Here is a 25,826-nt window from a genome sequence, read left to right as displayed (position 1 = left end):
TTGTGGGGAACCCTCAGCCCGGTGGGAGAGGGCACCCGGCCGCACGATATAAACTTTAAATCACACCCTGCCCAATCATCGCATCCGCCACCTTCACGAACCCGGCGATATTCGCCCCGCGCACGTAGTTGGTTTGCGACGCTTCACCGCCATACTCCACGCAGGCGTGATGAATATCCAGCATGATGTGGTGCAGACGGGCATCCACTTTCTCCGCCTTCCAGCCGAGCCGCGCCGCGTTTTGCGCCATCTCCAGGCCGGAGGTCGCCACGCCGCCCGCGTTCGCCGCCTTGCCTGGCGCAAACAGCACGCCCGCCTCCAGGAACAGATCCGTCGCCTCGATAGTGGTCGGCATATTCGCCCCTTCGGCCACCGCCTTCACGCCGTTGCTAATCAGCGTGCGTGCGGCGTCCGCGTCCAGTTCGTTTTGCGTGGCGCACGGCAGGGCGATATCCACCGGCACGCCCCACGGCTGTTTGCCTTCCAGATACGTCAGGCCAAACTCCGCGGCATAATCGGCAAGTTGGCCATCGCGGCTGGCTTTGATTTCGCACAGGCGCGCCAGCTTCTCCGCCGTAAAGCCCGCTTCGTCCACTACCGTGCCTTTAGAGTCGGAGGCCGTCACCACGCGGGCACCAAACTGCATCGCTTTTTCGATAGCGTACTGCGCCACGTTACCGGAGCCGGAGACCGCCACGCGCATCCCCTCGAAACCTAAGCCGTGACGCTTGAGCATTGCCTCGGTGAAGTAAACCAGGCCGTAGCCGGTCGCCTCCGGGCGGATCAGGCTGCCGCCAAACGATAACCCTTTGCCGGTAAAGACGCAGGCGCTGTTGTTGGAGAGCTTTTTCATCATCCCGGCCATAAAGCCCACTTCGCGGGCCCCCACGCCGATATCCCCTGCCGGTACGTCGGTGTCCGGGCCGAGGTGGCGGTAAAGCTCGGTCATTAGCGCCTGACAGAAACGCATCACTTCGCCTTCGCTTTTGCCTTTCGGGTCGAAATCGCTCCCGCCTTTACCGCCGCCCATTGGCAGGGTGGTGAGTGCGTTTTTAAACGTCTGCTCAAAGCCAAGGAATTTCAGAATCGACAGGTTCACGGAAGGGTGGAAGCGCATGCCGCCCTTAAACGGGCCGATGGCGGAGTTAAACTGCACGCGCCAGGCACGGTTGACCTGTACCTGGTTGCGGTCATCCACCCAGGTCACGCGGAACTGGATCACACGCTCTGGTTCAACCAGACGTTCCAGCAGCGACAGTTGACGATAGCGCGGGTTTTCTTCAAGGAACGGCCAGAGGGTAGTCATTACTTCACGAACGGCCTGAGCAAATTCGCTTTGGTGCGGGTCGCGCTGCTGAACATAGGCAAGGAAACTTTCCAGAGAGCGTGTCTGATCCATAGATATAAGAACCTCTTATAGTCATTAATGTATGTTGCTTATGCGATTTGTGTTGTTTTTTTGACTATACCACCCGTACCGCTTTGTGAAGCAAGCAGAAATGTGGACCGAAAGGGAAATTAATGACCCGGGCCGCGTCATAACAAAAAGCGATGGCGCGCTAAATTAAAGATTCTGCCCGATTTACCGTTATAGTCATTATCAGGACACAACAGGAAGAGAAGTCTATGAACCGTTACGTGATGGCCGCGTTATCATTGATGTTGACCGCAGGCGCGCAGGCTGACCGCATTCGCCCGGATGTAGAAGTGAACGTGCCGCCGGAGGTGTTTAGCTCCAGCGGCCAGCGCGCGCAGCCGTGTAACCAGTGCTGTATCTACCAGGATCAAAACTATTCTGAAGGGGCCGTCGTGAAGGCGGATGGCGTGCTGCTGCAGTGCCAGCGCGATGAACGTACCATCAGCACGAACCCGCTGGTCTGGCGGCGCGTAAAAGAATAAACGCCTCCAGCAGCGGAATATCCGCCGGAGCTAACTCATAACTGAAAGCCTCTTCCGGCGTACACCACGCCAGCGCGCTGTGGTAGTGCGCCGTTAACTCTCCGCTGAAGCGGGGTACGTGCCAGGCGTGCAGGTTGATTAACCGCTGTGATACCTCGCGCTGATGGCTCGCCACGTACTGCTCAGGCTGAGCCTCGATACCCAGCTCTTCACGCAGCTCGCGGATAAGCGCCTCAGGCTGGGTTTCTCCGGCCTCCACTTTGCCGCCAGCGAACTCCCACATTCCCGGCTGGTCGGCCTGAGCAGGGCGCTGTGCCAGTAAAATTTTGTCGTCTTTTTCGATGATGGCCGCAACGACATCGACTGTTTTTAGCATGGTCGTCAATACTTGATAGCGAAAAACGCCATATTATCGTGCCCTTTCAAAGAGTCCAGCCATCAGGAGAATCAGGTGAAAGAGACGTCCACCTGGGTAGAGCCCATCCCAACCCTTCCGGCGAGCGTAAAACCTATTGCCGCCATGCAGCAAAAACACTTCGGTGCCGTGCTGAACCCCACGCGCTGGTGGGGACGCATGCCGCGTCTGTTCTGGCTGGTCGCTTTGTTTGTGGGGTTTCTGGAGCGCAGAAAAGCGCGCCTGACGCCAGTGCTGCGCTCGCTGCTCATGACGCGCGTATCGCAGCTGTGCCACTGTGCGTTCTGCATTGACGCCAACAGCCTGCGTCTGGCCGAGCGCTGCGGCGCGCTGGATAAAGTCCATGCCGTAAGCGGCTGGGCTGATTCTGACGTGTTCAGTGAACAGGAACGCGCGGCGCTGGCCTATGCGGAGGCGGTGACCGCCACGCCGCCCCGGGTGGATGAAGCAATCAAAATGGCGATGAAACGCCACTTTACGGATGATGCCATCACTGAAATGACGGCGCTCATTGCCTTTCAGAATCTCTCGGCCCGGTTTAATGCCGCGCTGGATATACCAGCACAGGGGCTGTGCGCCACGTTTAAGGGGAAGCCTGATGCTTGACCGTCACCTGCACCCGCAGGTAAAGCCCGCTCTGGACCGTCTGGTATCCGTGCTGGATAAGCCGGGCGTTACGCCCGACGGATTAACGCTTGCCGGGTTTGCCATCGGCCTGCTGGCGTTGCCGTTTCTGGCCCTCGGCTGGTATCCGGCGGCGCTGGCCGCCATCGTCCTGAACCGCCTGCTGGATGGTCTGGACGGCGCGCTGGCGCGTCGGAGAGGGCTGACGGATGCGGGAGGGTTTCTCGATATCGCCCTCGATTTTCTGTTCTATGCGCTGGTGCCGTTTGGCTTTGCGCTGGCTGCACCCGCAGCGAATGCGCTGGCGGCGGCCTGGCTGTTGTTTGCGTTTATCGGCACCGGCAGCAGTTTTCTCGCCTTTGCCGCGCTGGCGGCGAAGCACGATATCGACAACCCCGGCTATGCGCATAAGTCGTTTTACTATATCGGCGGGTTAACGGAAGGGACGGAGACCATCGCGCTGTTCGTGCTGTGCTGCCTGTTTCCGGCACAGTTTACGCTGTTCGCGTGGATATTCGGCGCGTTGTGCTGGCTGACCACCACAACGCGCATCTGGAGCGGCTACGTGACGCTGAAGTCACTCACCCGTTAGAGAGCACTCTCTGGTCCGCGCTCTCCGGCGGTGACCGGGTTCTGCGGGTGGCTGCTCCATTCGTACCAGCCGCCGTCATAGACGGCGATATTTTTCCAGCCCATCGCCCGGGCGTACATAAAGGTTTCGGCCGCCCGCCAGCCGGTGCCGCAGTAAAACGCGACCTGCTGTTCCGGCAGAATATTCCAGCGCTTCCACTGGGCGGCGATGTCGTCAGCGCTGCGCATGGTGCCATCCGGGTTATGGAAATCCTCCATGTGGGTGGCATCGCTGCCCGCATGGCCCCAGCGGGCGCCGGCAATTTCACCTTTTGGCTTGATGTAGCTGTAGCCGCTGGTTTCGCCGATAAACTCCGGCCATGAACGAATGCTGACCAGGGAGGCATCCTGACGGTGCAGCATGCCGCGCGCCTGTTCCATATCCACCATCAGCTGCGGCTGGCCGGGGATCGGCGCACCAAAATCAGGGGCAGGAGCCACTTTGCCGGGCGTACCGCGCTCAACCGGCAGACCGGCATCTGACCACGCCTTCCAGCCGCCATCGAGAAGGCGCACATCCTTCACGCCCGCGTAGAGCATGATCTGCGCCACGCGCGCGGCGGCGTAAACGTCGCGCCCGTACAGAATGACGGTGGTATCGTGACGGATCCCGTGCTTTGCCAGCATTGCTTTCAGCCTGTCGTCGGAGACTTTGTTCCACAGCGGCTCGCTTTCCACCTCGTTGGTGTCAATGTAGCCCGCGCCGGGAATGTGGTTAAGCAGGTAAAACTTCGGCGCGCCCCAGGCCGCCTCTATGACTTTCCATTCGCCCGCCGGCGCGGCGGTCACCGGTTTGCCCTGCTGAAGCCGGTGGATCCACTGCGGGTAAACCAGCTGTTCAAAGTGGGGCAGGCGCTGAAGGCGGTCGGGCGTCCGCAGAGCATCGCTGAGCAGCGAAACGTGGCGGTAACCAGCTTTCTCCAGACGGGCTTTCACCGCCTGGTTATCGTTCTCGTCGCCATACAGCGCGATGGACGTCGCAGGGGTAAGCTGATGCTGTTTTGCCCAAAGTGCAATCTGCTCGTCGCTCATGGCGCTAAGCCAGGCGGCTGCCAGGTTGAGCGCAGCGGGTTCGTGCCCGGAAGGACCGCTGAGGGTCTGCGGCCAGCCGTTATAGAAGGCGCTGGGGCGGGTGTCGATTGCCGCGCCGTGCTGCGCCTGAAGCTGAGACAGCGTCATCGCGTTGGCCATATCAGCAGCCTGAGAGGAAAAAGAGGCGAGGCCGCAGATCAGGGCCAGCGCGGTCAGTTGAGAAACACGTTTCATCGAATAACCTGACGTCAGTAAAAGAGGGGGGCATTGTCGTCTCTCCCGAAACGGAAAACATTGCGTTAGCACATTATTGCCAGCGAGAAATCTCCATCACCTCGCCGCCGGGCGGAATATCGTCCTCGTCATGGGTGACCAGCACCACCGGAATATTGCGCGCGCGGACGGCGTCAAATACCCATGCCCGGAACGTCGTGCGTAACGCTTTATCAAGGCGGCTGAACGGTTCGTCCAGCAGCAGCGCCTGCGGCTCTGCGAGCAGGGCGCGCAGCAGGCTCACCCGGGCGCGCTCTCCGCCGGAAAGGGTGGCCGGATCGCTGTCGTAATGACCGCCAAGCCCGGCAGAATCCAGCGCCTGCTCGACCGCTTCCCGCCGTGCGCGTCCCGCGATCCGCTCAGGCAAGGCCAGCAGCAAATTTTGCCCAACGCTGAAAGGGTCGAACAGCAGCGCGTCCTGAAAAAGAATCCCCAGACCGCGGGATTCGACGGGCAAACCGTCGCAGCGGCGTTCGCCGATCCGCAGTTCGCCCCGCGCCTGAAAATCCTCTGACAACGCGCCGACCATCCAGGCAAAAAGGGTCGATTTGCCGCTGCCGGACGGCCCCATCAGGGTGACAATCTCCCCGCGGGGTACGCAAAAATTGACCTTGCGGAAAAGCGGTTCGATGGTGAGATCGTTGACCTTGAGCATTAGCGTAATCCTTGACGGTAGCGGCCCGCGAGCCGGGATAACAGCGCAGCAAGACCGAATACGACGCCCGTGACCAGCAGTAATCCCAGGGCACGGTTAGCGAGAACCGGGATGCTGCCTCCGCTGCTGAGCGCGACGGTCTCGGTGGTCAGCGTGGCGAAACGCCCCGCGCCCAGCCACAGGGTCGGCATATATTGGGCCATGCTGACGGAAAAGCCGGTGGCAAAGGCCAGCAGCGCAGGACGCACCAGCAGGGGACATTTCAGCAGGCAGAAAATTTTTGCCCGCCGCCAGCCGAGCGTTCTGGCGGTAAGGATAAGCCGGGGATCGATCCGCCGCCAGGCGGGCTGCAGCACCAGCAGCATCCACGGTAATACCCACAGCAGATGGCTCCAGAGCACGGCGATAAAGCCTCCGTCGAGACCCAGATGCAAAGCAATCGCGTATTGCCCGGTGACGAGCGGCAGTGCCGGAAGGGCGAGCGGTAGCCACACCCATGCCGCGCCGCGCTGCGGTCCCCATTCCAGCCAGAGAAAAATGACGATGAGGGCGATAAGGCTCGAAAGCAGACCGAAGGAGAGGCTGGTTCCCACGGGACCTACGTCGTCCCGCTGCGCCAGCATCAACAGCACGGCGGCGCAAAGGAGGCCGCATGCGGGCAAAAAGCCGCTGAATGCGCGTTCAGGCAGGACGAGATGCAACCTGCGGCGCGTCCCGCTCAGGTCCGGAATCGCGCGACGCCAGACCTTCCACAGGCCGTACCCCAGCGCGGCAAGCGCGGCCAGCAAAAGAAGGAGCACCAGGCACAGCAGCGTTCCTTTCACCTGCTGCTGCGCGTCGCCCTGGCTCAGCCACTGCCAGGCCAGCACGGCCAGCGTGGGCGGGTTGCCGGGCCCGAGAACGATCGCTACGTCCACAACCGACAGCGACCACGCCAGCACCGCCAGCATCACCGCCCCGAGGACGGGCGCGATCGCCGGAAGGATCAGCCAGCTGAGCGTCTGAAAACGTCCGTAGCCAAAGGTTTGCAGGACGATCTTCTGCTGCGCAAGCCCTTTTTCCGGCAGCACGGCGTAAATGGCCCACAGCACGAATGCGCTCTCTTTGACCGCGAGCGTCAGGCCCAGCCCTACGCCGTAGCGGTCAAACGGCGGCGAACAGACGGTACAAACCTGATAAAACAGTCCGCCCTCGGCAAACAGCAGTAGCGCGCTGGTGGCGAAGGCCACGTGGGGGATCGCCAGCAGCCACGGCAGGCGCGTGCTGAGGCGCCGCCAGCGGGTGCGGGGCCAGAAAAGAGCCACGAGGGAAAGGGCGATAAACAAGGCCCCCAGCGTAGCGATAAGCGTTGAGACCAGCGTGGCAACGGCTGCCTGCGGCAGCTGAGGATCGTTTAGCAGCCGCTGCCAGTTTGTCACGGAAAAGGCCGGCGCGAACAGCACGGTGCCAGCGGGCAGGATCGGCAGATAAATCACCGTCATCGCCAGCCAGACAAGCCAGCCTAACGGGTGCCGTAACGACGCAGCCATTCCTGCTCCAGCGCGTTCACCCACGCGGACTGCGGCTCCGGGAGCACCTTCGGTAGCCCCTGAGGCGTGTGGGCCTGCAGCTGTTTCGCTTCACGTTCGGGCAGCGTTTTCGCATCCAGCACGCTCGGATCCCCCCAAATGGCCGGGTCGGCCTTGCGGATCTGCGCCTGCGGCGACAGCAGGAAATTGGCGACCACTTTCGCCCCCGCGCTCGCGCTGGCATTAGCCGGAATAGCGACAAAATGCACGTTGCCGAGCATCCCGCCCTGAAAACCAAAGCTGTAGCTGTCGGCAGGCAGTTCGCCGCTAGCCACTTTTTGCTGCGCATGCGCCGGGTTAAAGGTCAGCGACAGGTTCAGACTTCCGCTGGCGAGCAGGGCATCCATCCGGGCGGGTGAGGGAGGGAAGTCTTTTCCTTCACGCCACAGCAGCGGGTGCAGTTTATCGAGGTAGCCCCAGAGCGGCGCCGTAACCTGGGCAAACGTATCATCAGGCGCTTTTTGTAACGCCTCGGGATGCGCCGTAAGCGTCAGCAGCAACTGCTCAAGAAAGGCCGTGCCGGTAAAATCGGGTGGGCGAGGATAGCTCACCTTGCCCGGGTGCTGCTGCGCGTACGCCAGCAGCGCCTGCGGATCCTCCGGCGGCAATGGCATGCTGGCTTTGCGGGCGATAAAGGTCAGCTGCGCGCCGCCCCACGGCGATTCCGCCCCGTCGGTTGGAATCGCAAAATCTTCCGTAACGGGTTTACGGGTATCGACATAGCGCCAGTTGGGCAGACTCTGCGCCCACCCGGTTTGCAGCAGGTTCGCCTCTTTTAGCGTGCGGAAGTTCTCGCCGTTCACCCACAGGAGGTCGACCGAGCCGTTGGTCTTACGCCCTGCGGCGGCTTCCGTCTGAATACGTTTGACCGCATCGGCGGCATCCGCCAGCGGGACGATTTTTAGGGTGATGGAATAGTGCGTTTGCATCTCACCGCTGACCCACTCAAGGTAGCGGTTAACCGCCGGATCGCCGCCCCAGGCGTTAAACCAGACGGTCTGGCCTTTGGCCTGCTGTTGAATAGCTTGCCAGCCGTCGGCGGCATAGAGGGGGGCTGCCAGCAGCAGACCGGTCAGAAACGTGCAAAAACGCACACGGCGCATAATGCCTCACTTTTTATCAGCAGGGAGATAGCGGGAAAACAGCCGGCGCGTAACCAGCGGTAATAACCCCAGTAGTGTAAAGGCGAATACCGCGCCCGGCGACAAAATATCGCGCAGCGATGCCACTTTTCCCAGCTCCCGCCCGGCGTTCAGAAAGATAACCGTCGCGGGCAGCATGGCGAGCTGGCTGACCCACCAGTAGCGCCGGACCGTGATGCGGGTCAGCCCCATCAGTAAATTCACCAGGAAAAACGGGAACAGCGGCATCAGGCGCAGGGCAAAAAGATAGCCCGCGCCGTCGCGCGCCATGCCCGCATTTACCGTTGCCATCTGTCGGGCAAACCGCCGCTGCACCCAGTCGCGCAGCAGGTAACGGCTGGCGAGCATCGCCAGCGTGGCCCCGAGCGTGGAGGCAAACGAAACCAGCACGGTGCCTTCCCACAGCGTAAATAACGCCCCGCCCAGCAGGGTCAGAACCGCCGCGCCGGGTATCGAGAGAGCGGAAACCGCCACGTAAAGCGCAAAGAAGATCAGCGCGCTACGCAGCGGCGCGTGGTCGACATGGGAGAGTAGCGTCTGCTGGTGGGTTTTAATTCCTGCCAGAGAAAGCGTGTCAGGCGGCAGAATGACAAGTGTCATAAGAAATGCGCCCATAAGGGCGCACAGGAAGAGTGTTTTTCGTATGTTCACGCGCGATTACAGCTTGAATTTAGCCCATACCGGCGCGTGGTCCGACGGTTTTTCCATGCTGCGGATGTCGTAGTCGATCCCGGTTTCGATGCAGCGCTCCGCCAGCGGCGTACTCGCCAGCAGCAGATCGATACGCAGGCCGCGGTTGTCGTCAAAGCCCTTCGAGCGGTAGTCAAACCACGAGAAGCGATCCTGCGTTTCCGGGTTGGCATTGCGGAAGGTATCCACCAGTCCCCAGCCCAGCAGGCGCTCCATCCACTCACGCTCTTCCGGCAGGAAGGAGCATTTGCCGGTGCGCAGCCAGCGCTTGCGGTTCTCTTCGCCGATGCCGATATCCAGATCCGTCGGGCTGATGTTCATGTCGCCCATGATCAGCACCGGATTCTCTTTTTTCAGTTCGGTCGTCAGATAGTTCTGCAGATCCTGATAAAACTTCGCTTTGGCCGGGAATTTTGTCTCGTGATCGCGGCTCTCACCCTGCGGGAAATAGCCGTTAATGACCGTAATATTCCCGAGCGCGGAGGGCACTTCCGCCATGATGATGCGGCGCTGGGCTTCTTCACCGTCGCCGGGGAAGCCGCGGCGCACGGAAACCGGCGTGTCTTTGGTGAGCAGCGCGACGCCATAGTGACCTTTCTGACCGTGGTAAAAGACGTTGTAGCCTAGTTTCGCCACCTCTTCGAGGGGGAACATGTCGTCGTGAACCTTGGTCTCCTGCAGGCCGATCACATCTGGCTGATGTTGCTCAACAATGGCTTCTAGCTGATGAGGGCGGGCGCGCAGGCCGTTGATATTAAAAGAGACAAATTTCATAGTCGCTGCCAGTGCAAGGTGAATAGTGCATGGATGGTAGCAGAATTTGCGTCAACTGTTACCGGGTTCGACCAATAACTGCGACAGATATTGCCGGTGGTGCAATATTTGCACCATTCTGACGCGCTTCGCCCTCAAACAGGGCGTAAAGGGCCGATAAATTTCGCGAGCGATCACAATTCCAGAATTATATTTGGCCTGTGCATACTCTTTCTGATTTTCATGCGGCAAAGCGCCGCTTGTCGTAAAAATATTCACTTTTTATGCACTAACAGTGAATAACTCCATATTGTAACCTATTGATATTCTGTTACCTCACCCCGTTTATGCATTTTTATCGCTGGCTGGCACGAAGGCTGCAATCTACATTCACAGTGCAAACACTCAATTATTTAACATTCAAATAACTTTTTATTTACCGGATGAGGTCGCTATGTCTCTGTCAATTACGCGTGAAAATTTCGATGAATGGATGATGCCGGTTTACGCTCCGGCGGCTTTTATTCCGGTTCGCGGGGAAGGCTCACGCCTGTGGGATCAGCAGGGTAAAGAGTATATCGACTTTGCCGGGGGGATTGCGGTGAATGCGCTGGGTCATGCCCACCCGGCGCTGCGTCAGGCGCTGAATGACCAGGCGGCGAAGTTCTGGCATACCGGCAACGGCTTTACCAACGAGCCCGCACTGCGCCTGGCGAAAAAGCTGATTGACGCGACCTTCGCTGAAAAAGTCTTTTTCTGTAACTCCGGCGCGGAAGCCAACGAAGCGGCGCTGAAGCTGGCGCGCAAATATGCCCACGACAAGTTTGGGACGCACAAGAGCGGGATTGTGGCGTTTAAAAATGCGTTCCACGGGCGCACGCTCTTTACCGTAAGCGCGGGCGGCCAGCCTTCTTATTCTCAGGATTTCGCTCCGCTGCCGCCGGATATTCGCCACGGCATTTATAACGATCTGCAGTCCGCCAGCGAGCTGATTAACGACACCACCTGCGCGGTGATTGTCGAACCGATGCAGGGCGAGGGCGGCGTGCTTCCGGCGCAAAAGGCATTCCTGCAGGGGCTGCGCGAGCTGTGCGACCGTCACGACGCGGTCCTGATTTTCGACGAAGTGCAGACCGGCGTGGGCCGCACCGGCGAGCTGTATGCCTATATGCACTACGGCGTGACGCCGGACGTTCTCTCTACCGCCAAAGCGCTGGGCGGCGGCTTCCCGATTGGCGCGACGCTGACCACCGATAAATTCGCCAGCGTGATGACCGTGGGCACCCACGGCACCACCTACGGCGGTAACCCGCTGGCCACCGCCGTCGCCGGACAGGTTCTCGACATCATTAACACCCCTGAGGTGCTGAAGGGCGTTAAGCAGCGTCACGAGTGGTTCGTTGAGCGCCTGAACGCCATTAACGGCAAGCTTGGCCTGTTTAAAGAAATTCGCGGCCTGGGGCTGTTGATCGGCTGCGAGCTCACGGCTGAGTTTGCCGGAAAAGCGAAGCTTATTTCACAGGAAGCGGCAAAAGCGGGCGTGATGGTGCTGATTGCCGGTGCCAACGTGGTGCGTTTTGCCCCTGCGCTGATTGTCAGCGAGGAAGAGGTGCAAACCGGTCTGGATCGTTTTGCGCTGGCGTGTGAGAAGGTGAAATCCGGGGTGTCATCATGATGGTCATCCGTCCCGTTGAGCGCGGCGATATTGCCGGGCTCATGCAGCTTGCCGGTAAGACGGGAGGCGGGCTGACCTCGCTTCCTGCCGATGAAAAAACGCTGTCGGCGCGCATTGAGCGCGCCCTGCAAACCTGGCAGGGGACGTTGCCAAAAAGCGAACAGGGTTACGTGTTCGTGCTGGAAGACACCGAAACGGGGAGCGTGGCCGGGATCTGCGCCATCGAAGTGGCCGTCGGGCTTAACGACCCGTGGTACAACTACCGCGTCGGCACCATGGTTCACGCCTCGAAAGAGCTGAACGTCTATAACGCGCTGCCCACGCTGTTTCTCTGTAATGACCACACGGGGGCCAGCGAGCTCTGCACGCTGTTCCTCGACCCGGCGTGGCGCAAAGAGGGCAACGGCTATCTGCTCTCCAAATCGCGCTTTATGTTTATGGCCGCTTTCCGCGATCGCTTTAACGAAAAAGTGGTGGCAGAGATGCGCGGCGTGATCGATGACAAAGGCTACTCGCCCTTCTGGGAGAGCCTGGGCGAGCGTTTCTTCTCGATGGAGTTCAGCCGGGCGGACTATCTCTGCGGCACCGGCCAGAAAGCGTTTATCGCGGAGCTGATGCCTAAACATCCTATCTATACCCATTTCTTAACGCCGGAAGCGCAGGCGGTAATTGGCGAAGTGCATCCGCAAACCGCGCCTGCCCGCGCGGTGCTGGAGAAAGAGGGCTTCCGCTACCGTAACTATGTCGACATCTTTGACGGCGGGCCAACGCTTGAGTGCGATATCGACCGCGTGCGCGCCATCCGCAAAAGCCGCCTGGTTGAGGTATCCGAAGGCCAGCCCGCGCCGGGTGACTGGCCGGCATGCCTGGTGGCGAACGAAAATTACGCCAACTTCCGCGCCATGCTGGTGCGGACCAACCCGAAATGTGAACGTCTGGTGCTGACGGCTGCAGAGCTGGATGCCCTGAAATGTAACGCCGGCGATACGGTTCGCCTGGTGCGTCTCTGCCCTGAGGAGAAAACAGCATGACATTATGGATTAACGGTGACTGGGTAACGGGCGAAGGCGAACAGCGCGTAAAAACCAATCCAGTTGGAAAAGAGGTGCTGTGGAAGGGAAATGACGCCAGCGTCGCGCAGGTCGAGCAGGCCTGCCGTTCCGCACGACACGCGTTTCCCGCGTGGGCAAAACGGCCATTCGCCGAGCGCCAGGCGCTTATTGAAAAATTTGCCGGACTGCTGGAGGCCAACAAGGCCGAGCTGACGCGCATCATCGCGTCCGAAACCAGCAAACCGCGCTGGGAAGCGGCGACCGAAGTGACGGCGATGATCAATAAAATCGCTATTTCGGTTAAGGCGTACCACACCCGCACCGGCGAGCAGTATACCGAGATGCCGGATGGCGCGGCCACGCTGCGCCACCGTCCGCACGGCGTGCTGGCGGTGTTTGGCCCGTATAACTTCCCTGGGCATCTGCCGAATGGTCACATTGTGCCCGCGCTGCTGGCGGGCAATACCGTCATCTTCAAACCGAGCGAGCTTACGCCGTTAACCGGCGAGGCGGTGGTGAAGCTGTGGGAGCAGGCCGGGCTGCCGCCGGGCGTGCTGAACCTCGTGCAGGGCGGGAGGGAAACCGGCCAGGCGCTGAGCGCGCTGAGCGATATCGACGGCCTGCTGTTTACCGGCAGCGCCGGAACGGGCTATCAGCTGCACCGCCAGCTGGCGGGTCAGCCGGAGAAAATTCTGGCGCTGGAGATGGGCGGCAACAACCCGCTGATTGTCGAAGATCCTGATGATATCGACGCTGCGGTACACCTGACGATCCAGTCCGCCTTTATTACCGCCGGACAGCGCTGCACCTGCGCCCGCCGCCTGCTGGTCAAGCGCGGCGAGCAGGGAGATATCTTCCTGAAACGTCTGGTAGAGGTGAGCGCGCGGCTGGTGCCAGCCACGTGGGATGCCGACCCGCAGCCGTTTATCGGCGGGCTGATCTCCGAACAGGCCGCGCTGAACGTGCTCAACGCCTGGCAGGACCACGTAGCGCGTGGGGCGAAAACCCTGCTGGAGCCGAAGCAGGTTCAGCCGGGTACCTCGCTGCTGACGCCGGGCATCGTTGAGATGAGTGGTGCGAGCAGCGTGCCGGATGAAGAGGTGTTTGGCCCGCTGCTGTGCGTTTGGCGTTACGACGATTTTGATGCGGCCATTGCGATGGCGAATAACACCCGCTACGGCCTGTCGAGCGGGCTGATATCGCCGCATCGCGAGAAGTTTGAACAACTGCTGCTGGAAGCGCGTGCCGGGATCGTAAACTGGAATAAACCGCTGACCGGGGCGGCGAGCACCGCGCCGTTCGGCGGCGTGGGCGCCTCGGGCAACCATCGCGCCAGCGCCTGGTATGCCGCCGATTACTGCGCGTGGCCGATGGCGAGTCTGGAAACCCCGGCGCTGACGCTGCCGGAGACGCTTAATCCGGGGCTCGATTTTACGAAGGGAGAAGGCCATGAAAGCGCGTGAAGTCAACTTTGACGGGCTGGTGGGGCTGACGCACCACTATGCCGGTCTCTCCTTTGGTAATGAAGCCTCGACGAAGCACCGCTTTCAGGTCTCCAACCCGAAGCTGGCGGCGAAGCAGGGGCTGCTAAAAATGAAGGCGCTGGCGGATGCCGGCTTCCCGCAGGCGGTGATCCCGCCGCAGGAACGCCCTAACGTGGCGGTGCTGCGCCAGCTAGGATTTAGCGGTACGGACGAGCAGGTCGTCGAAAAAGCGGGTACGCAGACGCCGCATTTGCTCTCTGCGGCAAGCTCTGCCTCTTCAATGTGGGTGGCAAACGCGGCCACCGTCGCGCCGTCAGCCGATACGCTGGATGGTAAAGTCCACTTGACGGTGGCGAACCTGAATAATAAGTTTCATCGCGCCACCGAAGCGGACACCACCGAGCGCGTGCTGCGCGCTATTTTCAAGCATGACGCCCATTTTGAGATCCATCAGGCCCTGCCGCAGGTGGCGATGTTTGGCGACGAAGGTGCGGCCAACCATAACCGGCTGGGTGGCGATTACGGCGATCCCGCCGTGCAGCTGTTTATCTACGGGCGGGAAGAGGGCGGCCACGCCGCGCCAACCCGTTATCCAGCGCGTCAGACGCTCGCGGCCAGCCAGGCGGTTGCGCGCCTGAACCAGGTCAATCCTTCCCAGGTGATTTTTGCCCAGCAGAACCCGCACGTGATCGACCAGGGCGTGTTCCATAACGACGTGATTGCCGTGTCCAACCGCCAGGTGCTGTTCTGCCATGAGCAGGCCTTTGCCCATCAGGATAAGCTGCTCGCCACGCTGCACGAACGCGTGCCCGGCTTTATGCCGATCCAGGTGCCAACGCAGGCGGTCAGCGTTCAGGACGCGGTCGAAACCTATCTGTTCAACAGCCAGCTGCTGAGCCGCGATGACGGCAGCATGATGCTGGTGCTGCCGCAGGAGTCCCGGGATCATCGGGGCGTGTGGCGCTACCTCACCGAACTGGTGAAGGCTGATAACCCGATTGACGAGCTGCGCGTGTTTGACCTGCGCGAAAGCATGGCTAACGGCGGTGGTCCCGCCTGTCTGCGCCTGCGGGTCGTGTTAACGCCAAATGAAATACAGGCCGTTAACCCGGCAGTCATGATGAATGAGACGCTCTTTAACACCCTGAACGACTGGGTGGACCGCTACTATCGCGACCGGTTGACGCAGGCCGATCTGGTTGACCCGCAGCTGCTGCGCGAAGGGCGCGAGGCGCTGGACGCGTTATCGTCAATCCTGCAGCTGGGCTCGGTTTACCCGTTCCAGCGCTAAAGGAGTGGATATGGAAAATTTACTGGCGCTGACCCTGGCCGATGAAACGCCGGACCAGAGTGAGGGGGAAGGCCCCTCATTCCGCTGGCGGTGGCTGGGGCGCGGGGTGCTTGAGCTGACGCCGAAGTCCAGCAGTGCGTTATCGCTGCTGCTTTCCTCGGGGATCCATGGGAATGAAACCGCACCCGTTGAGATCGTCGATGGGCTGCTGCGCGCGCTGTATCGCGGCGAGATATCCCTTGCGTGCCGCGTGCTGGTGGTGCTTGGCAATCCGCCTGCGCTGGCGCAAAACAAACGGTACCTGGTTAGCGACATTAACCGCATGTTCGGCGGTCGCTGGTCGCAGTTTCCGCAGAGTGACGAAACGGCGCGCGCGCAGTGGCTGGAGAACGTCGTGACGACGTTTTTTGCCGTGGCGGGACCGGCGCGCTGGCATCTGGATCTGCATACGGCGATCCGCGCCTCTTACCATGTCAGATTCGGCGTTCTGCCGCAGCGCAATCAGCCGTGGGATGAAGCGTTTCTGAGCTGGCTGGGGGATGCCGGGCTGGAGGCGCTGGTGTTTCATCAGTCGCCGGGCGGGACCTTTACTCACTTCACTTGCGAACGGTTTGGCGCGCTGTCCTGTACGCTGGAGCTGGGAAAAGCGCTACCGTTCGGACAGAACGATCTCACGCGCCTTGTGCCAACGGAGCTCGCGCTTCGGGCGCTGCTCGGTGGGACGGCTACCGAGCACGCACATCAGCCCGTTGAGCGGTACCGGGTCGTTCAGCAGATCACCCGCCGCAGCGAGGCTTTCCAGCTTCACATGGCCGCGCACACCCTGAACTTCACGCCGTTTCGCAAAGGGGCTCTGCTGGCGGAAGATGGCGAAGAGCGTTACGAGGTGCAGAAAACCACCGAATATGTGCTGTTCCCCAACCCCTCCGTAGCGTTTGGCCTGCGGGCCGGTCTGATGCTGGAAAAACTCACCTGAACCTTTCCCCTCTCACCATCCGGGAGGGGAAGTAAATATGTTTTCTTAGCGATTAAAGCGCTCTGATTTCTTTTACGGAATATTCCTGGCGAATTGCTTTATTATTCACCGTCACTTCGTTATACTTCTGCTAAATAGCTTTAAAATCATCGTATTGAATATTTCTTGTTGCAACTCTCCACGCTTTATCCTTATTTCCTCCACATTTGGCGAAAAATTGTTTTTTACACTTTCATTGTTTTACCGTTGCTCTGATTAATTGACGATAAATCCCGTAAAGTTAATCTCGTCAACACGGCATAGCGCCGAAGAATAACTGAAAGAAAGGAAATAAATTATGCGTAAGTTTACTGCACTGTTTGTTGCTTCTACCCTGGCTCTGGGCGCTACCAGCATGGCGTTCGCCGCAGATACCGCAACCACCACCGCCGCGCCAGCTGAAGGCAAAATGATGATGCATCATAAAGGCAAGCCGGGTATGCACCACGAGATGATGATGTTCAAAGATTTGAACCTGACGGACGCGCAGAAGCAGCAGATCCGCGACATCATGAAAAGCCAGCGTGACCAGATGAAGCGTCCTCCGCTGGAAGAGCGCCGCGCAATGCATGACATTATTGCCAGCGACAGCTTCGATAAGGCGAAAGCCGAAGCGCAGATCGACAAAATGGCCGAGCAGCACAAAGCCCGCATGCTGGCCCACATGGAAACCCAGAACAAGATCTACAACATTCTGACCCCGGAACAGAAAAAACAGTTTAATGCCAATTTTGAGAAGCGTCTGACAGAACGTCCGGCGATGGAAGGTAAAATGCCAGCACCAACCGAATAATCGGTTCACTCTCTTAAGACCGCCGGGATCCTGTCCACAAAAGCGAAATCGCTGTGGACAGGACCGGCGGTTTTTCTATTCTGCCCTCTTGCCTGCCGCCGCCAGCGCGGTATTCTCCTGTAGTCGCTTCAGAGAATGTCTGTAGAGTCATGGCGTTAGCATTTTTATTAACGTTCCGCTAAGGCCTGCCCGCTCTGCTGCCGATACTGTGTCTGTGAATACCTAACGATAACAAACAAGACTGCAGGGGTAGCGATATCCTTGCCCTGGCACGGGTTGTGCCATTCAGGAGTGGTGATGGAGTTCTTTGATATTCGTAAGATGCCGGTCAGCCTCTGGCGCAATGGTGCTGGCGAAACGCGAGAAATTTGCTGTATCCCTCCCGCGACGCGCGATTTTTTCTGGCGTGCCAGTATCGCGACCATCGCCATCAACGGCGAATTCTCCTCGTTTCCCGGTGTCGACCGGGTCATTACCCTGCTGGAAGGCGGGGAGGTGACGCTGGATGCCGGTCAGGCGTTCTGCCATACCCTTAAACTGCATCAGCCTTACAGTTTTGCCGGCGATTTGCCGGTGAAGGCGCTGCTTTCCGATGGCAGGATGGCGATGGATTTCAACATCATGACCCGGCGCGACTGCTGTAAGGCGAAGGTGCGGGTTGCCGATCGTACTTTTACCACCTTTGGTTCGCGCGGGGGCGTGGTGTTTGTATTAAGCGGGGCGTGGCAATTGGGTGATAAATTGCTCACGGCCGATCAGGGCGCCAGCTGGCAGGAGGGGACCCATACTCTGCGTCTGCTGGAGTCTCAGGGCACCCTGCTGTTCAGTGAAATTAACTGGCTGCCGGGTCACTGAGCGCGATGATCTCGAACTTGCCCGCTAATACGGGCTTGCAGAGGATTTTGTAACCGTCGTGGTCGAATCCCGCGGGGGTGCGCAGCAGGGTTGCCGCGTCGCTTAAATCATCGACAGCCCCCAGCCAGAGCCAGTTATTGACGATGTGATACTGCGTCATGGTTTCACCCACTTCTTTTAGCGCAACGGCGCCGTCCCACGGCCAGCAGTTGACGCTGATCCCGGCCAGTCCCGCGAGGAGCCGGGCGTGATGCGCCTCAACGCTCTCTTTTCCGCAGCAGGCGCCCGCGCAGCGCTTCAGAGCGGAGCGGAAACAGGCGCGGCCCCGCGTGGTGCCCTCTAGCCCTAAAAGGCTATAGCAAAGCTGCAGCTCGTCCGCGAGCGCCTGCAGAGACTGCAGGGCGGCACGCTTGTTTGCGAACAGCCCGAAGAGATTCGGGGCGTGGGAGAAATCGACCTCGCGGGCGTAGACGACCTGCGGCTTGCCGTCGGCGATCTGCAGGGAGCAGAGCTGGCGGTTGCGGCGCAGGCGCTTATTGAAGAGCGGCTGCTGCTCTTTTATCAGCCGGGCTTCCAGCAACAGCGCGCCCATTTCTCCCGCCGTCTGGAACCAGGTAATGCGTCGCGACTGGCGCAGCATGGCGGCCTCTTCCGGGGTGCGCAGGTGGGATAACACCCGGCTGCGAATGTTAACGCTTTTGCCGATGTAGAGCGGCAGGGTCTCGCTTTCACCGTGAAAGATGTACACGCCCGGCTGTTTGGGCAGCGCCTCAAGCCAGGGACGAAGGTGCTCGGGATATTCGTAGATAGCCGCCGCTTCAAACTCAAGACGCGGGGCGGATTGACGCCTGCTCACATACTGCTCCATATACTGTTCAGGTATACAGTGTAGCAGGTGTGCTGTGGTTAAAAAAGAGCCGGGTCGCGTGATGCCCTCTCCCTAAAGGGGAGAGGGAGCAAAGATTAACGTTTTGCGTTTATTTCCAGAAATCGTCAAACACCGTAATTGGCGTGTGGCGCTTGTGCTCGGTTTTCAGGTACCAGCCCTCGATAATTTTCGCGGTACCTTCATCCAGCGTTTTGCCTTCCAGATAATCATCAATGTTGTCATAGGTGACGCCAAGGGCCGCTTCATCCGGCAGGGAAGGGCGATCGTCTTCAAGATCCGCTGTTGGCGCTTTCTTGTACAGGTGTTCAGGGCAGCCCAGCGCGGCGAGCAGCTGCTTGCCCTGACGCTTGTTGAGACGGAAAATCGGGTTGATGTCGGTGCCGCCATCGCCGTATTTGGTGAAGAAACCGGTGATCGCTTCTGCCGCATGGTCGGTGCCTACCACAACGCCTTTGGTCATCCCGGCGATGCTGTACTGCGCTTTCATGCGCTCGCGCGCTTTCTCGTTGCCGCGCACAAAATCACTCAATTCAATGCCCGCTTCGCGCAGCGCCTGCTCGCTTGCCAGCACTGAGGCTTTGATATTGACGGTAAGCACGCGATCGGGCTGGATGAACGCGATGGCGTCCTGGCAGTCCTGTTCGTCCGCCTGAACCCCGTAAGGCAGACGCACGGCGATAAACTGCAGCGCTTCGTCGCCCGTCTCTTCACGAAGCTCTGAAATCGCCATCTGGCAGAGTTTACCCGTCAGGGTAGAGTCCTGCCCGCCGCTGATGCCCAGCACCAGGGATTTCAGGAAAGCGTTCTTTTTTAAGTACGACTTTAAAAAATCCACGCTGCGGCGGATCTCTTCCTGTGCATCTATCGCAGGCTTAGCGCCCAGCGCCTGAATAATCTCTTGTTGCAGAGCCATCATGCCCTCCGTATGCAGAACATAAACAGAATGTGTTAACTGTTAAAACTAACCCTTTGGGCGGAAAACGACAAGGATCACAGTTTCGAGTGCGTTAATTTGCGGCGATTTAGCAGCTTATCGTTGTTTTATTAGAATTTTCCGAAATTCGTCTGGCGTAAATCACAAAGTTGAACAATAGTACTTTTTATCCCATGCTTAGATAACACGCTGATAAACAAGAGGACGGAATATGAACAAGAACGTAGCAGGAATTCTTAGCGCAGCGGCGGTACTGACGATGCTGGCAGGGTGTACGGCTTACGATCGCACCAAGGATCAGTTTACCCAGCCCGTGGTTAAAGACGTTAAAAAAGGGATGACACGTTCGCAGGTGGCTGCGATCGCCGGCAAGCCTTCTTCTGAAGTGACCATGATTCACGCGCGCGGTACGTGTCAGACTTATATCCTGGGTCAACGTGATGGTAAGGCAGAAACCTACTTCGTCGCGCTGGATGATACCGGACATGTGATTAACTCCGGCTATCAGACCTGTGCTGAATACGACACCGATCCGCAGGCACCTAAGGCGCAGTAACCCTGCTTGCCTGAAGATGTTAACAAACCGGCCTCTGGGCCGGTTTTTTTATTCATACGTTAATCTTATTTCTTTGCGCGAATTATTTGCCTGAAATGTGAAGGTAGTCAACAAGCCAGGTCAATGAGAGACAATTTAGGCCTATCCAGAATTATCTCCCCTCTGTACCATTGCGTATACTCACTTCAACGATAAACAACAGTACGCAAGCTACCTGTCTGCCGGGACAGCGAGTCGAGTTATAGCGCGACGGCAGGTAGTCATACAAGAGGGAAATTATGATGGAAAAGAAACATATCTACCTGTTCTGCTCAGCGGGCATGTCAACCTCGCTTCTGGTGTCAAAGATGCGCGCGCAGGCTGAAAAGTATGAAGTTCCTGTGGTGATTGAAGCGTTTCCGGAAACGCTGGCGGGCGAAAAAGGCCAGAAAGCCGATGTGGTGTTACTGGGGCCGCAAATTGCCTATATGTTGCCCGAAATTCAACGACTGCTACCGAATAAACCGGTCGAAGTGATCGACTCGGGGCTGTACGGCAAGATCGATGGTTTAGGTGTACTTAAAGCTGCTGTGGCAGCCATTAAAAAAGCTGCTAATTAATTTTTATTTTTCCCGTCAAAGAGTTATTTCACACACAATTACGCCGTAACATGCGTTACGGCATTTAAGGGTATTTTCCTATGAGTAAAGTCATCGCTTCACTTGAAAAGGTACTCCTTCCTTTTGCTGTTAAAATAGGAAAGCAGCCTCACGTTAATGCCATCAAAAACGGTTTTATTAAATTAATGCCGTTGACGCTGGCCGGGGCCATGTTCGTTTTAATTAACAACGTTTTTCTGAGCTTTGGTGAAGGTTCCTTCTTTTATTCATTAGGAATTCGGTTAGACGCTTCCACTATTGAAACCCTTAATGGTTTTAAAGCCATCGGCGGCAACGTATATAACGGTACGTTGGGTATTATGTCGCTGATGGCGCCTTTCTTTATTGGGATGGCGCTGGCTGAAGAGCGGAAAGTGGATCCGCTGGCCGCCGGATTATTATCCGTTGCCGCGTTTATGACCGTCACGCCTTACAGCGTGGGTGAAGCCTACGCCGTTGGCGCAAACTGGCTGGGCGGAGCCAACATCATCTCCGGTATTATTATCGGCCTGTTGGTGGCAGAAATGTTCACCTTTATTATCCGTCGCAACTGGGTTATCCGCCTGCCGGATAGCGTGCCGGCCTCCGTTTCTCGTTCATTTTCCGCGTTGATCCCAGGCTTCATTATCCTCTCCATCATGGGGATTATCGCCTGGGCGCTCTCTCACTGGGGCACGAACTTCCACCAGATCATCATGGACTCTATCTCTACGCCGCTGGCGTCGATGGGTGGCGTGGTCGGTTGGGCGTATGTGATTTTCACCTCTCTGCTGTGGTTCTTCGGCGTGCACGGTTCACTGGCACTGGCCGCGCTGGACAGCGGAATTATGACCCCATGGGCACTGGAAAACGTTGCGCTTTACCAGCAGTACGGTTCCGTTGACGCGGCGCTGGCGGCAGGTAAAACCTTCCATGTGTGGGCGAAGCCGATGCTTGACTCCTATATCTTCCTGGGTGGTACCGGGGCGACCCTGGGTCTGATCATCGCGGTCTTTATTGTCTCTCGTCGCGCTGACTATCGTCAGGTGGCGAAACTGGCCCTGCCATCAGGCATCTTCCAGATTAACGAGCCGATTCTGTTCGGTCTGCCAATCATCATGAACCCGGTAATGTTTATCCCGTTCATCCTGGTGCAGCCGCTGCTGGCAGCGATCACCCTGACGGCCTACTACATGGGTATTATTCCACCGATCACCAACATTGCTCCGTGGACCATGCCGGCAGGTCTGGGTGCCTTCTTTAACACCAACGGTAGCGTCGCGGCCTTCCTGCTGGCGATATTCAACCTCGGGATTGCCACCCTGCTGTACATGCCGTTCGTGGCGATTGCGAACAAAGCTGCCACCATCATTGATGAAGAAGAGAGCGAAGAGGAAATTGCCCTCTCACTGAAATTCTAAGATTGACCGGCGCGGGGAAGCCCGCGCCAGCCACAAGGAGCTAAAACATGTTAGATTTGGATAGTATCGTCGCAGACGAAGCCGCAGAGAACGATCTCGAAGAAGTGGTGATGGGCCTTATCATCAACTCCGGGCAGGCGCGCAGCCTGGCGTATGCCGCACTGAAGCAGGCCAAGCAGGGCGATTTCGCCGCCGCGAAAACCATGATGGAGCAGTCCCGCACGGCGCTGAACGAAGCGCACCTGGTGCAGACAAAGCTGATTGAAAGCGACCAGGGCGAAGGGAAGATGAAGGTCAGCCTGGTGCTGATACACGCTCAGGATCACCTGATGACGTCCATGCTGGCGCGTGAGCTGGTGGCGGAGTTGATTGAGCTTCACGAGAAAATGCACTAGGTCGGATTGAGCAGCAGGAGGTCAGCACGATGGAAATCAAAACCGCATTTGAACAGCAACTGTTTAATGGCAAAAATTTTCACGTGGTTATCTACAACAAGACGGAGAGCGCCAGCGGTCTGCACCAGCATGACTACTATGAGTTCACGATTGTTCTGACCGGCCGCTACTACCAGGAGATCAACGGTAAGCGCGTCCTGCTGGAGCGAGGGGATTTTGTCTTCCTGCCGATGGGTTCCTATCACCAGAGCTTTTACGAATTTGGCGCGACCCGCATTCTGAACGTGGGCGTCAGCAGACGCTTCTTTGAGAAGCACTATCTGCCGCTGGTGCCGTTCTGCTTTGTGGCGTCCCAGGTATATCGTGTGAAAAACGAGTTCATGACCTGGATTGAAACGGTCATCGCCTCGCTTAACTTCCGCGACAATGAGTTTGATGAATTTATTGAAACGGTGACCTTCTACGTGATGAACCGGTTGCGGCATCACCGTGAAGAGCAGCAGGTGACGGATGATGTTCCACAGTGGCTGCGCAGCACCGTGGAACTGATGCACGATAAAGGCCAGTTCAGCGAAAATGCACTGGAAAATATGGTATCCCTCTCGGGGAAATCCCAGGAATATCTGACCCGCGCGACGCAGCGTTATTATCGTAAAACGCCGGTGCAAATAATTAATGAAATCCGCATTAATTTTGCCAAAAAACAGCTGGAGATTACCAACTATTCTGTCACCGATATTGCCTATGAGTCAGGATATAGCAGTCCCAGCCTGTTTATTAAAACTTTTAAGAAGTTGACCTCATTCACACCGAACAGCTACCGGAAGAATTTAACGGTAATTAATTAACTTTCGGCGGATTACCCGCCATAAATATTGCTTTAATGGCTTGCCCAAATAGCGGGAAGAGTACGCTATACCTTGCAGGCGATTAACCTGATACGCTAAGGGAGATATTATGCAAAAGAAATTAAAAGTCGTAACCATTGGTGGCGGCAGCAGCTATACCCCAGAATTACTCGAAGGTTTTCTGAAACGTTATCATGAATTACCGGTCAGCGAATTATGGCTGGTGGACGTTGAGGAAGGTCAGGAGAAGCTGGATATTATTTTCGACCTGTGCAAGCGCATGGTTGAGAAAGCGGGCGTGCCTATGACCGTGCATAAATCCCTCGATCGTCGCCTGGCGCTGAAAGATGCGGATTTCGTTACCACTCAGCTGCGCGTCGGCCAGCTAAAAGCGCGCGAGCTGGACGAGCGTATTCCGCTGAGCCACGGCTACCTGGGGCAGGAGACCAACGGCGCGGGCGGTCTGTTCAAAGGCCTGCGTACCATTCCGGTGATTTTCGACATCGTCAAAGATGTGCAAGAGATCTGCCCGAACGCGTGGGTGATTAACTTCACTAACCCGGCCGGAATGGTGACCGAGGCGGTTTATCGTCATACCAATTTCAAACGCTTTATCGGCGTCTGTAATATCCCGATCGGCATGAAGATGTTTATCCGCGACGTGCTGGAGCTGACCGATAGTGACGATCTCTCAATCGATCTGTTCGGCCTGAACCACATGGTGTTCATTAAAGACGTCATCGTGAACGGAAAATCGCGCTTTGCCGAACTGCTCGACGGCGTGGCTTCCGGTCGCCTGACCGCGGCCTCCGTGAAGAACATCTTTGACCTGCCGTTCAGCGAAGGGCTGATTCGCTCGCTGAATCTGCTGCCGTGCTCGTACCTGCTTTACTACTTCAAGCAGAAAGAGATGCTGGCTATCGAAATGGGCGAGTACTATAAGGGCGGCGCGCGTGCGCAAATCGTTCAGAAAGTTGAGAAGCAGCTGTTCGATTTATATAAAGATCCGAACCTGAACGTCAAACCGAAAGCGCTTGAGCAGCGCGGTGGGGCCTATTACTCCGATGCAGCGTGTGAAGTGATCAACGCCATCTACAACGACAAGCAGGCGGAGCACTATGTTAACGTGCCGCATCACGGCCATATCGACAATATCCCGGCTGACTGGGCCGTCGAGATGACCTGCATTCTGGGGCGCGAGGGGGCTAAACCGCATCCACGTATCACCCACTTCGACGACAAAGTTATGGGCCTGATCCACACCATCAAAGGCTTTGAAGTGGCGGCGAGCAATGCGGCGCTGAGCGGTGAACTCAATGACGTGCTTCTGGCGCTGAACCTCAGCCCGCTGGTGCATTCCGACCGCGATGCGGAGCAGCTGGCCAGCGAGATGATCCTGGCGCATGAAAAATGGTTGCCGAACTTTGCCACCACGATTGAGAAGCTGAAGTTCAAACAACACTGAGAGGACGCGCAATGGAAAACCTGCTGATCGTTAATGCTGATGACTTTGGCCTTTCGAAAGGCCAGAACTACGGCATTATTGAAGCCTGTCGCCGCGGGGTAGTGACCTCTACAACGGCACTGGTGAACGGTGAGGCGGTTGAACACGCGGCGCAGCTGAGCCGCGAGGTGCCAGAGCTGGGTGTCGGCATGCATTTTGTGCTGACGCTCGGGATGCCGCTTTCGCCCATGCCGGGCCTGACGCGTGACGGTCTGCTGGGGAAATGGATTTGGGAGCTGGCGGAGCAGGACGCTCTGCCCCTCGAAGAGATTGCCCGTGAGCTGGACTGCCAGTACAACCGCTTTGTTGATCTTTTTGGCAAGGCGCCGACGCATATCGACAGCCACCATCATGTGCACATGATCCCGGCGATTTTCCCGATTGTTGCGGCGTTTGCCCAACGCAAAGGCGTGGCGATGCGCGTGGATCGTGAGGCGCAGGGCGTGCCGGACTGTGCCGTGACAACAACTGAGGGGTTCAGCAGCGCCTTTTACGGTGACGAGATCGACGAAGCGCTGTTCCTGAAGGTGCTGGATGATTCTGCCGCGCGGGGGCAACGGTCGCTGGAGGTTATGGCGCATCCTGCCTTTGTCGATAACACCGTGCGTAAGAGCGCCTATTGCTGGCCTCGCCTGGCGGAGCTGGATGTCCTGACGTCGCCGTCGCTGAAGTATGCGATTGCCGAGCGTGGGTATCGGTTGGGGACGTTTGGGGATCTGTAAGAAGTGCCGGGTGGCGCGGTAAAAGCAAAACGGTAACCTGGGTTACCGTTTTTATTGTTTTCTCCCTCTCCCGTGGGTGTACAGTCCGGGGACA

At 58.0% G+C, this 25,826-nt stretch carries 27 protein-coding genes; 17 read left to right on the top strand and 10 right to left on the bottom strand.

The window, feature by feature from the left end:
- Positions 1-55: 55 nt before the first annotated feature.
- A complete protein-coding gene (gene gdhA / locus INF73_RS19595; RefSeq protein ID WP_193540696.1) occupies positions 56-1,399 on the bottom strand; it encodes an NADP-specific glutamate dehydrogenase in 1,344 nt (447 codons plus the stop codon).
- 227 nt (positions 1,400-1,626) lie between these two features.
- Between gdhA and INF73_RS19590 the strand changes: the two genes are divergently transcribed.
- Positions 1,627-1,899, top strand: a complete 273-nt coding sequence (locus INF73_RS19590; RefSeq protein ID WP_028012780.1) for a YnjH family protein — start codon at positions 1,627-1,629, stop codon at positions 1,897-1,899.
- Here INF73_RS19590 and INF73_RS19585 read toward each other — a convergent pair.
- On the bottom strand, positions 1,859-2,275 hold the full coding sequence (locus INF73_RS19585) for a pyrimidine (deoxy)nucleoside triphosphate diphosphatase (RefSeq protein WP_193540698.1): 417 nt from the start codon (positions 2,273-2,275) through the stop codon (positions 1,859-1,861). The genes INF73_RS19590 and INF73_RS19585 overlap by 41 nt on opposite strands.
- Before the next feature lie 75 nt (positions 2,276-2,350).
- Here INF73_RS19585 and INF73_RS19580 point away from each other — a divergent pair, with 75 nt between their 5' ends.
- Entirely contained in the window at positions 2,351-2,920 is a 570-nt protein-coding gene (locus INF73_RS19580; RefSeq protein ID WP_193540701.1) for a carboxymuconolactone decarboxylase family protein, read from the top strand.
- The gene (locus tag INF73_RS19575; protein WP_193540703.1) at positions 2,913-3,530 is read left to right on the top strand and encodes a CDP-alcohol phosphatidyltransferase family protein; all 618 of its coding nucleotides are present in this window, start codon (positions 2,913-2,915) and stop codon (positions 3,528-3,530) included. Before INF73_RS19580 ends, INF73_RS19575 begins: the two co-directional genes overlap by 8 nt.
- Here the strand turns inward: INF73_RS19575 and INF73_RS19570 are convergent.
- From INF73_RS19570 to xthA, 6 genes are all read right to left on the bottom strand, one after another.
- The gene (locus INF73_RS19570; RefSeq protein WP_193540705.1) at positions 3,527-4,834 is read right to left on the bottom strand and encodes a sulfurtransferase; all 1,308 of its coding nucleotides are present in this window, start codon (positions 4,832-4,834) and stop codon (positions 3,527-3,529) included. The genes INF73_RS19575 and INF73_RS19570 overlap by 4 nt on opposite strands.
- Positions 4,835-4,907: 73 nt before the next feature.
- Positions 4,908-5,528 (bottom strand): ATP-binding cassette domain-containing protein, encoded by a 621-nt coding sequence (locus INF73_RS19565; protein WP_193540707.1) that lies wholly within the window; start codon positions 5,526-5,528, stop codon positions 4,908-4,910.
- A complete protein-coding gene (locus tag INF73_RS19560; protein ID WP_193540709.1) occupies positions 5,528-7,057 on the bottom strand; it encodes a thiamine ABC transporter permease in 1,530 nt (509 codons plus the stop codon). Before INF73_RS19560 ends, INF73_RS19565 begins: the two co-directional genes overlap by 1 nt.
- Positions 7,030-8,190 carry an ABC transporter substrate-binding protein gene (locus tag INF73_RS19555; RefSeq protein ID WP_370567544.1) on the bottom strand — a complete coding sequence of 387 codons (1,161 nt, stop codon included), beginning with the start codon at positions 8,188-8,190 and terminating at the stop codon, positions 7,030-7,032. Before INF73_RS19555 ends, INF73_RS19560 begins: the two co-directional genes overlap by 28 nt.
- 15 nt (positions 8,191-8,205) lie before the next feature.
- On the bottom strand, positions 8,206-8,889 hold the full coding sequence (locus INF73_RS19550; protein WP_193540713.1) for a TVP38/TMEM64 family protein: 684 nt from the start codon (positions 8,887-8,889) through the stop codon (positions 8,206-8,208).
- Positions 8,890-8,895: 6 nt separating this feature from the next.
- Positions 8,896-9,702 (bottom strand): exodeoxyribonuclease III, encoded by an 807-nt coding sequence (gene xthA, locus INF73_RS19545; protein WP_032644863.1) that lies wholly within the window; start codon positions 9,700-9,702, stop codon positions 8,896-8,898.
- Positions 9,703-10,135: 433 nt separating this feature from the next.
- Between xthA and INF73_RS19540 the strand changes: the two genes are divergently transcribed.
- From INF73_RS19540 to ves, 7 genes are all read left to right on the top strand, one after another.
- A complete protein-coding gene (locus INF73_RS19540) occupies positions 10,136-11,356 on the top strand; it encodes an aspartate aminotransferase family protein (RefSeq protein WP_028012790.1) in 1,221 nt (406 codons plus the stop codon).
- Positions 11,353-12,387 carry an arginine N-succinyltransferase gene (astA, locus tag INF73_RS19535; RefSeq protein ID WP_041910463.1) on the top strand — a complete coding sequence of 345 codons (1,035 nt, stop codon included), beginning with the start codon at positions 11,353-11,355 and terminating at the stop codon, positions 12,385-12,387. The genes INF73_RS19540 and astA overlap by 4 nt, the downstream gene beginning before the upstream one ends.
- A complete protein-coding gene (astD, locus tag INF73_RS19530) occupies positions 12,384-13,871 on the top strand; it encodes a succinylglutamate-semialdehyde dehydrogenase (RefSeq protein WP_193540715.1) in 1,488 nt (495 codons plus the stop codon). The genes astA and astD overlap by 4 nt, the downstream gene beginning before the upstream one ends.
- Positions 13,858-15,183 carry an N-succinylarginine dihydrolase gene (astB, locus tag INF73_RS19525; RefSeq protein ID WP_045261593.1) on the top strand — a complete coding sequence of 442 codons (1,326 nt, stop codon included), beginning with the start codon at positions 13,858-13,860 and terminating at the stop codon, positions 15,181-15,183. The genes astD and astB overlap by 14 nt, the downstream gene beginning before the upstream one ends.
- Before the next feature lie 10 nt (positions 15,184-15,193).
- Positions 15,194-16,159, top strand: coding sequence for a succinylglutamate desuccinylase (gene astE, locus INF73_RS19520; RefSeq protein WP_193540717.1), 966 nt, complete (start codon positions 15,194-15,196; stop codon positions 16,157-16,159).
- A gap of 337 nt (positions 16,160-16,496) precedes the next feature.
- Positions 16,497-16,991 (top strand): ATP-independent periplasmic protein-refolding chaperone Spy, encoded by a 495-nt coding sequence (gene spy / locus INF73_RS19515; RefSeq protein ID WP_028012795.1) that lies wholly within the window; start codon positions 16,497-16,499, stop codon positions 16,989-16,991.
- A gap of 297 nt (positions 16,992-17,288) precedes the next feature.
- Positions 17,289-17,846, top strand: a complete 558-nt coding sequence (ves, locus tag INF73_RS19510; RefSeq protein WP_193540720.1) for an environmental stress-induced protein Ves — start codon at positions 17,289-17,291, stop codon at positions 17,844-17,846.
- Here ves and cho read toward each other — a convergent pair.
- Positions 17,824-18,702 carry an excinuclease Cho gene (gene cho, locus INF73_RS19505; RefSeq protein ID WP_370567543.1) on the bottom strand — a complete coding sequence of 293 codons (879 nt, stop codon included), beginning with the start codon at positions 18,700-18,702 and terminating at the stop codon, positions 17,824-17,826. The genes ves and cho overlap by 23 nt on opposite strands.
- Before the next feature lie 121 nt (positions 18,703-18,823).
- Entirely contained in the window at positions 18,824-19,648 is an 825-nt protein-coding gene (gene nadE, locus INF73_RS19500) for an ammonia-dependent NAD(+) synthetase (protein WP_028012798.1), read from the bottom strand.
- A gap of 232 nt (positions 19,649-19,880) precedes the next feature.
- On the opposite strand from nadE, the gene osmE reads away from it, so the two are divergent.
- The 7 genes from osmE to chbG all read left to right on the top strand — a co-directional run bounded on the left by osmE (position 19,881) and on the right by chbG (position 25,732).
- Positions 19,881-20,225, top strand: coding sequence for an osmotically-inducible lipoprotein OsmE (gene osmE / locus INF73_RS19495; RefSeq protein WP_003857836.1), 345 nt, complete (start codon positions 19,881-19,883; stop codon positions 20,223-20,225).
- A gap of 281 nt (positions 20,226-20,506) precedes the next feature.
- Positions 20,507-20,824, top strand: coding sequence for a PTS N,N'-diacetylchitobiose transporter subunit IIB (chbB, locus tag INF73_RS19490; RefSeq protein ID WP_014883474.1), 318 nt, complete (start codon positions 20,507-20,509; stop codon positions 20,822-20,824).
- Between the two features lie 80 nt (positions 20,825-20,904).
- Positions 20,905-22,263: a PTS N,N'-diacetylchitobiose transporter subunit IIC gene (chbC, locus tag INF73_RS19485; protein ID WP_155026166.1), complete on the top strand. Its 1,359-nt coding sequence runs from the start codon at positions 20,905-20,907 to the stop codon at positions 22,261-22,263.
- A 47-nt stretch (positions 22,264-22,310) separates the two neighbouring features.
- Entirely contained in the window at positions 22,311-22,658 is a 348-nt protein-coding gene (gene chbA, locus INF73_RS19480) for a PTS N,N'-diacetylchitobiose transporter subunit IIA (protein ID WP_155026167.1), read from the top strand.
- A 5-nt stretch (positions 22,659-22,663) separates the two neighbouring features.
- On the top strand, positions 22,664-23,506 hold the full coding sequence (gene chbR / locus INF73_RS19475) for a transcriptional regulator ChbR (protein ID WP_028012801.1): 843 nt from the start codon (positions 22,664-22,666) through the stop codon (positions 23,504-23,506).
- Positions 23,507-23,615: 109 nt separating this feature from the next.
- Positions 23,616-24,971, top strand: a complete 1,356-nt coding sequence (locus INF73_RS19470; RefSeq protein WP_193540725.1) for a 6-phospho-beta-glucosidase — start codon at positions 23,616-23,618, stop codon at positions 24,969-24,971.
- Positions 24,972-24,982: 11 nt separating this feature from the next.
- On the top strand, positions 24,983-25,732 hold the full coding sequence (gene chbG, locus INF73_RS19465; RefSeq protein ID WP_028012803.1) for a chitin disaccharide deacetylase: 750 nt from the start codon (positions 24,983-24,985) through the stop codon (positions 25,730-25,732).
- The last annotated feature ends 94 nt before the right edge of the window (positions 25,733-25,826 follow it).

Source organism: Enterobacter cloacae complex sp. P6RS (genome assembly GCF_014982245.1).
GTDB classification, from domain to species: domain Bacteria; phylum Pseudomonadota; class Gammaproteobacteria; order Enterobacterales; family Enterobacteriaceae; genus Enterobacter; species Enterobacter bugandensis.
This window is presented reverse-complemented; position numbering and strand designations above follow the sequence as displayed.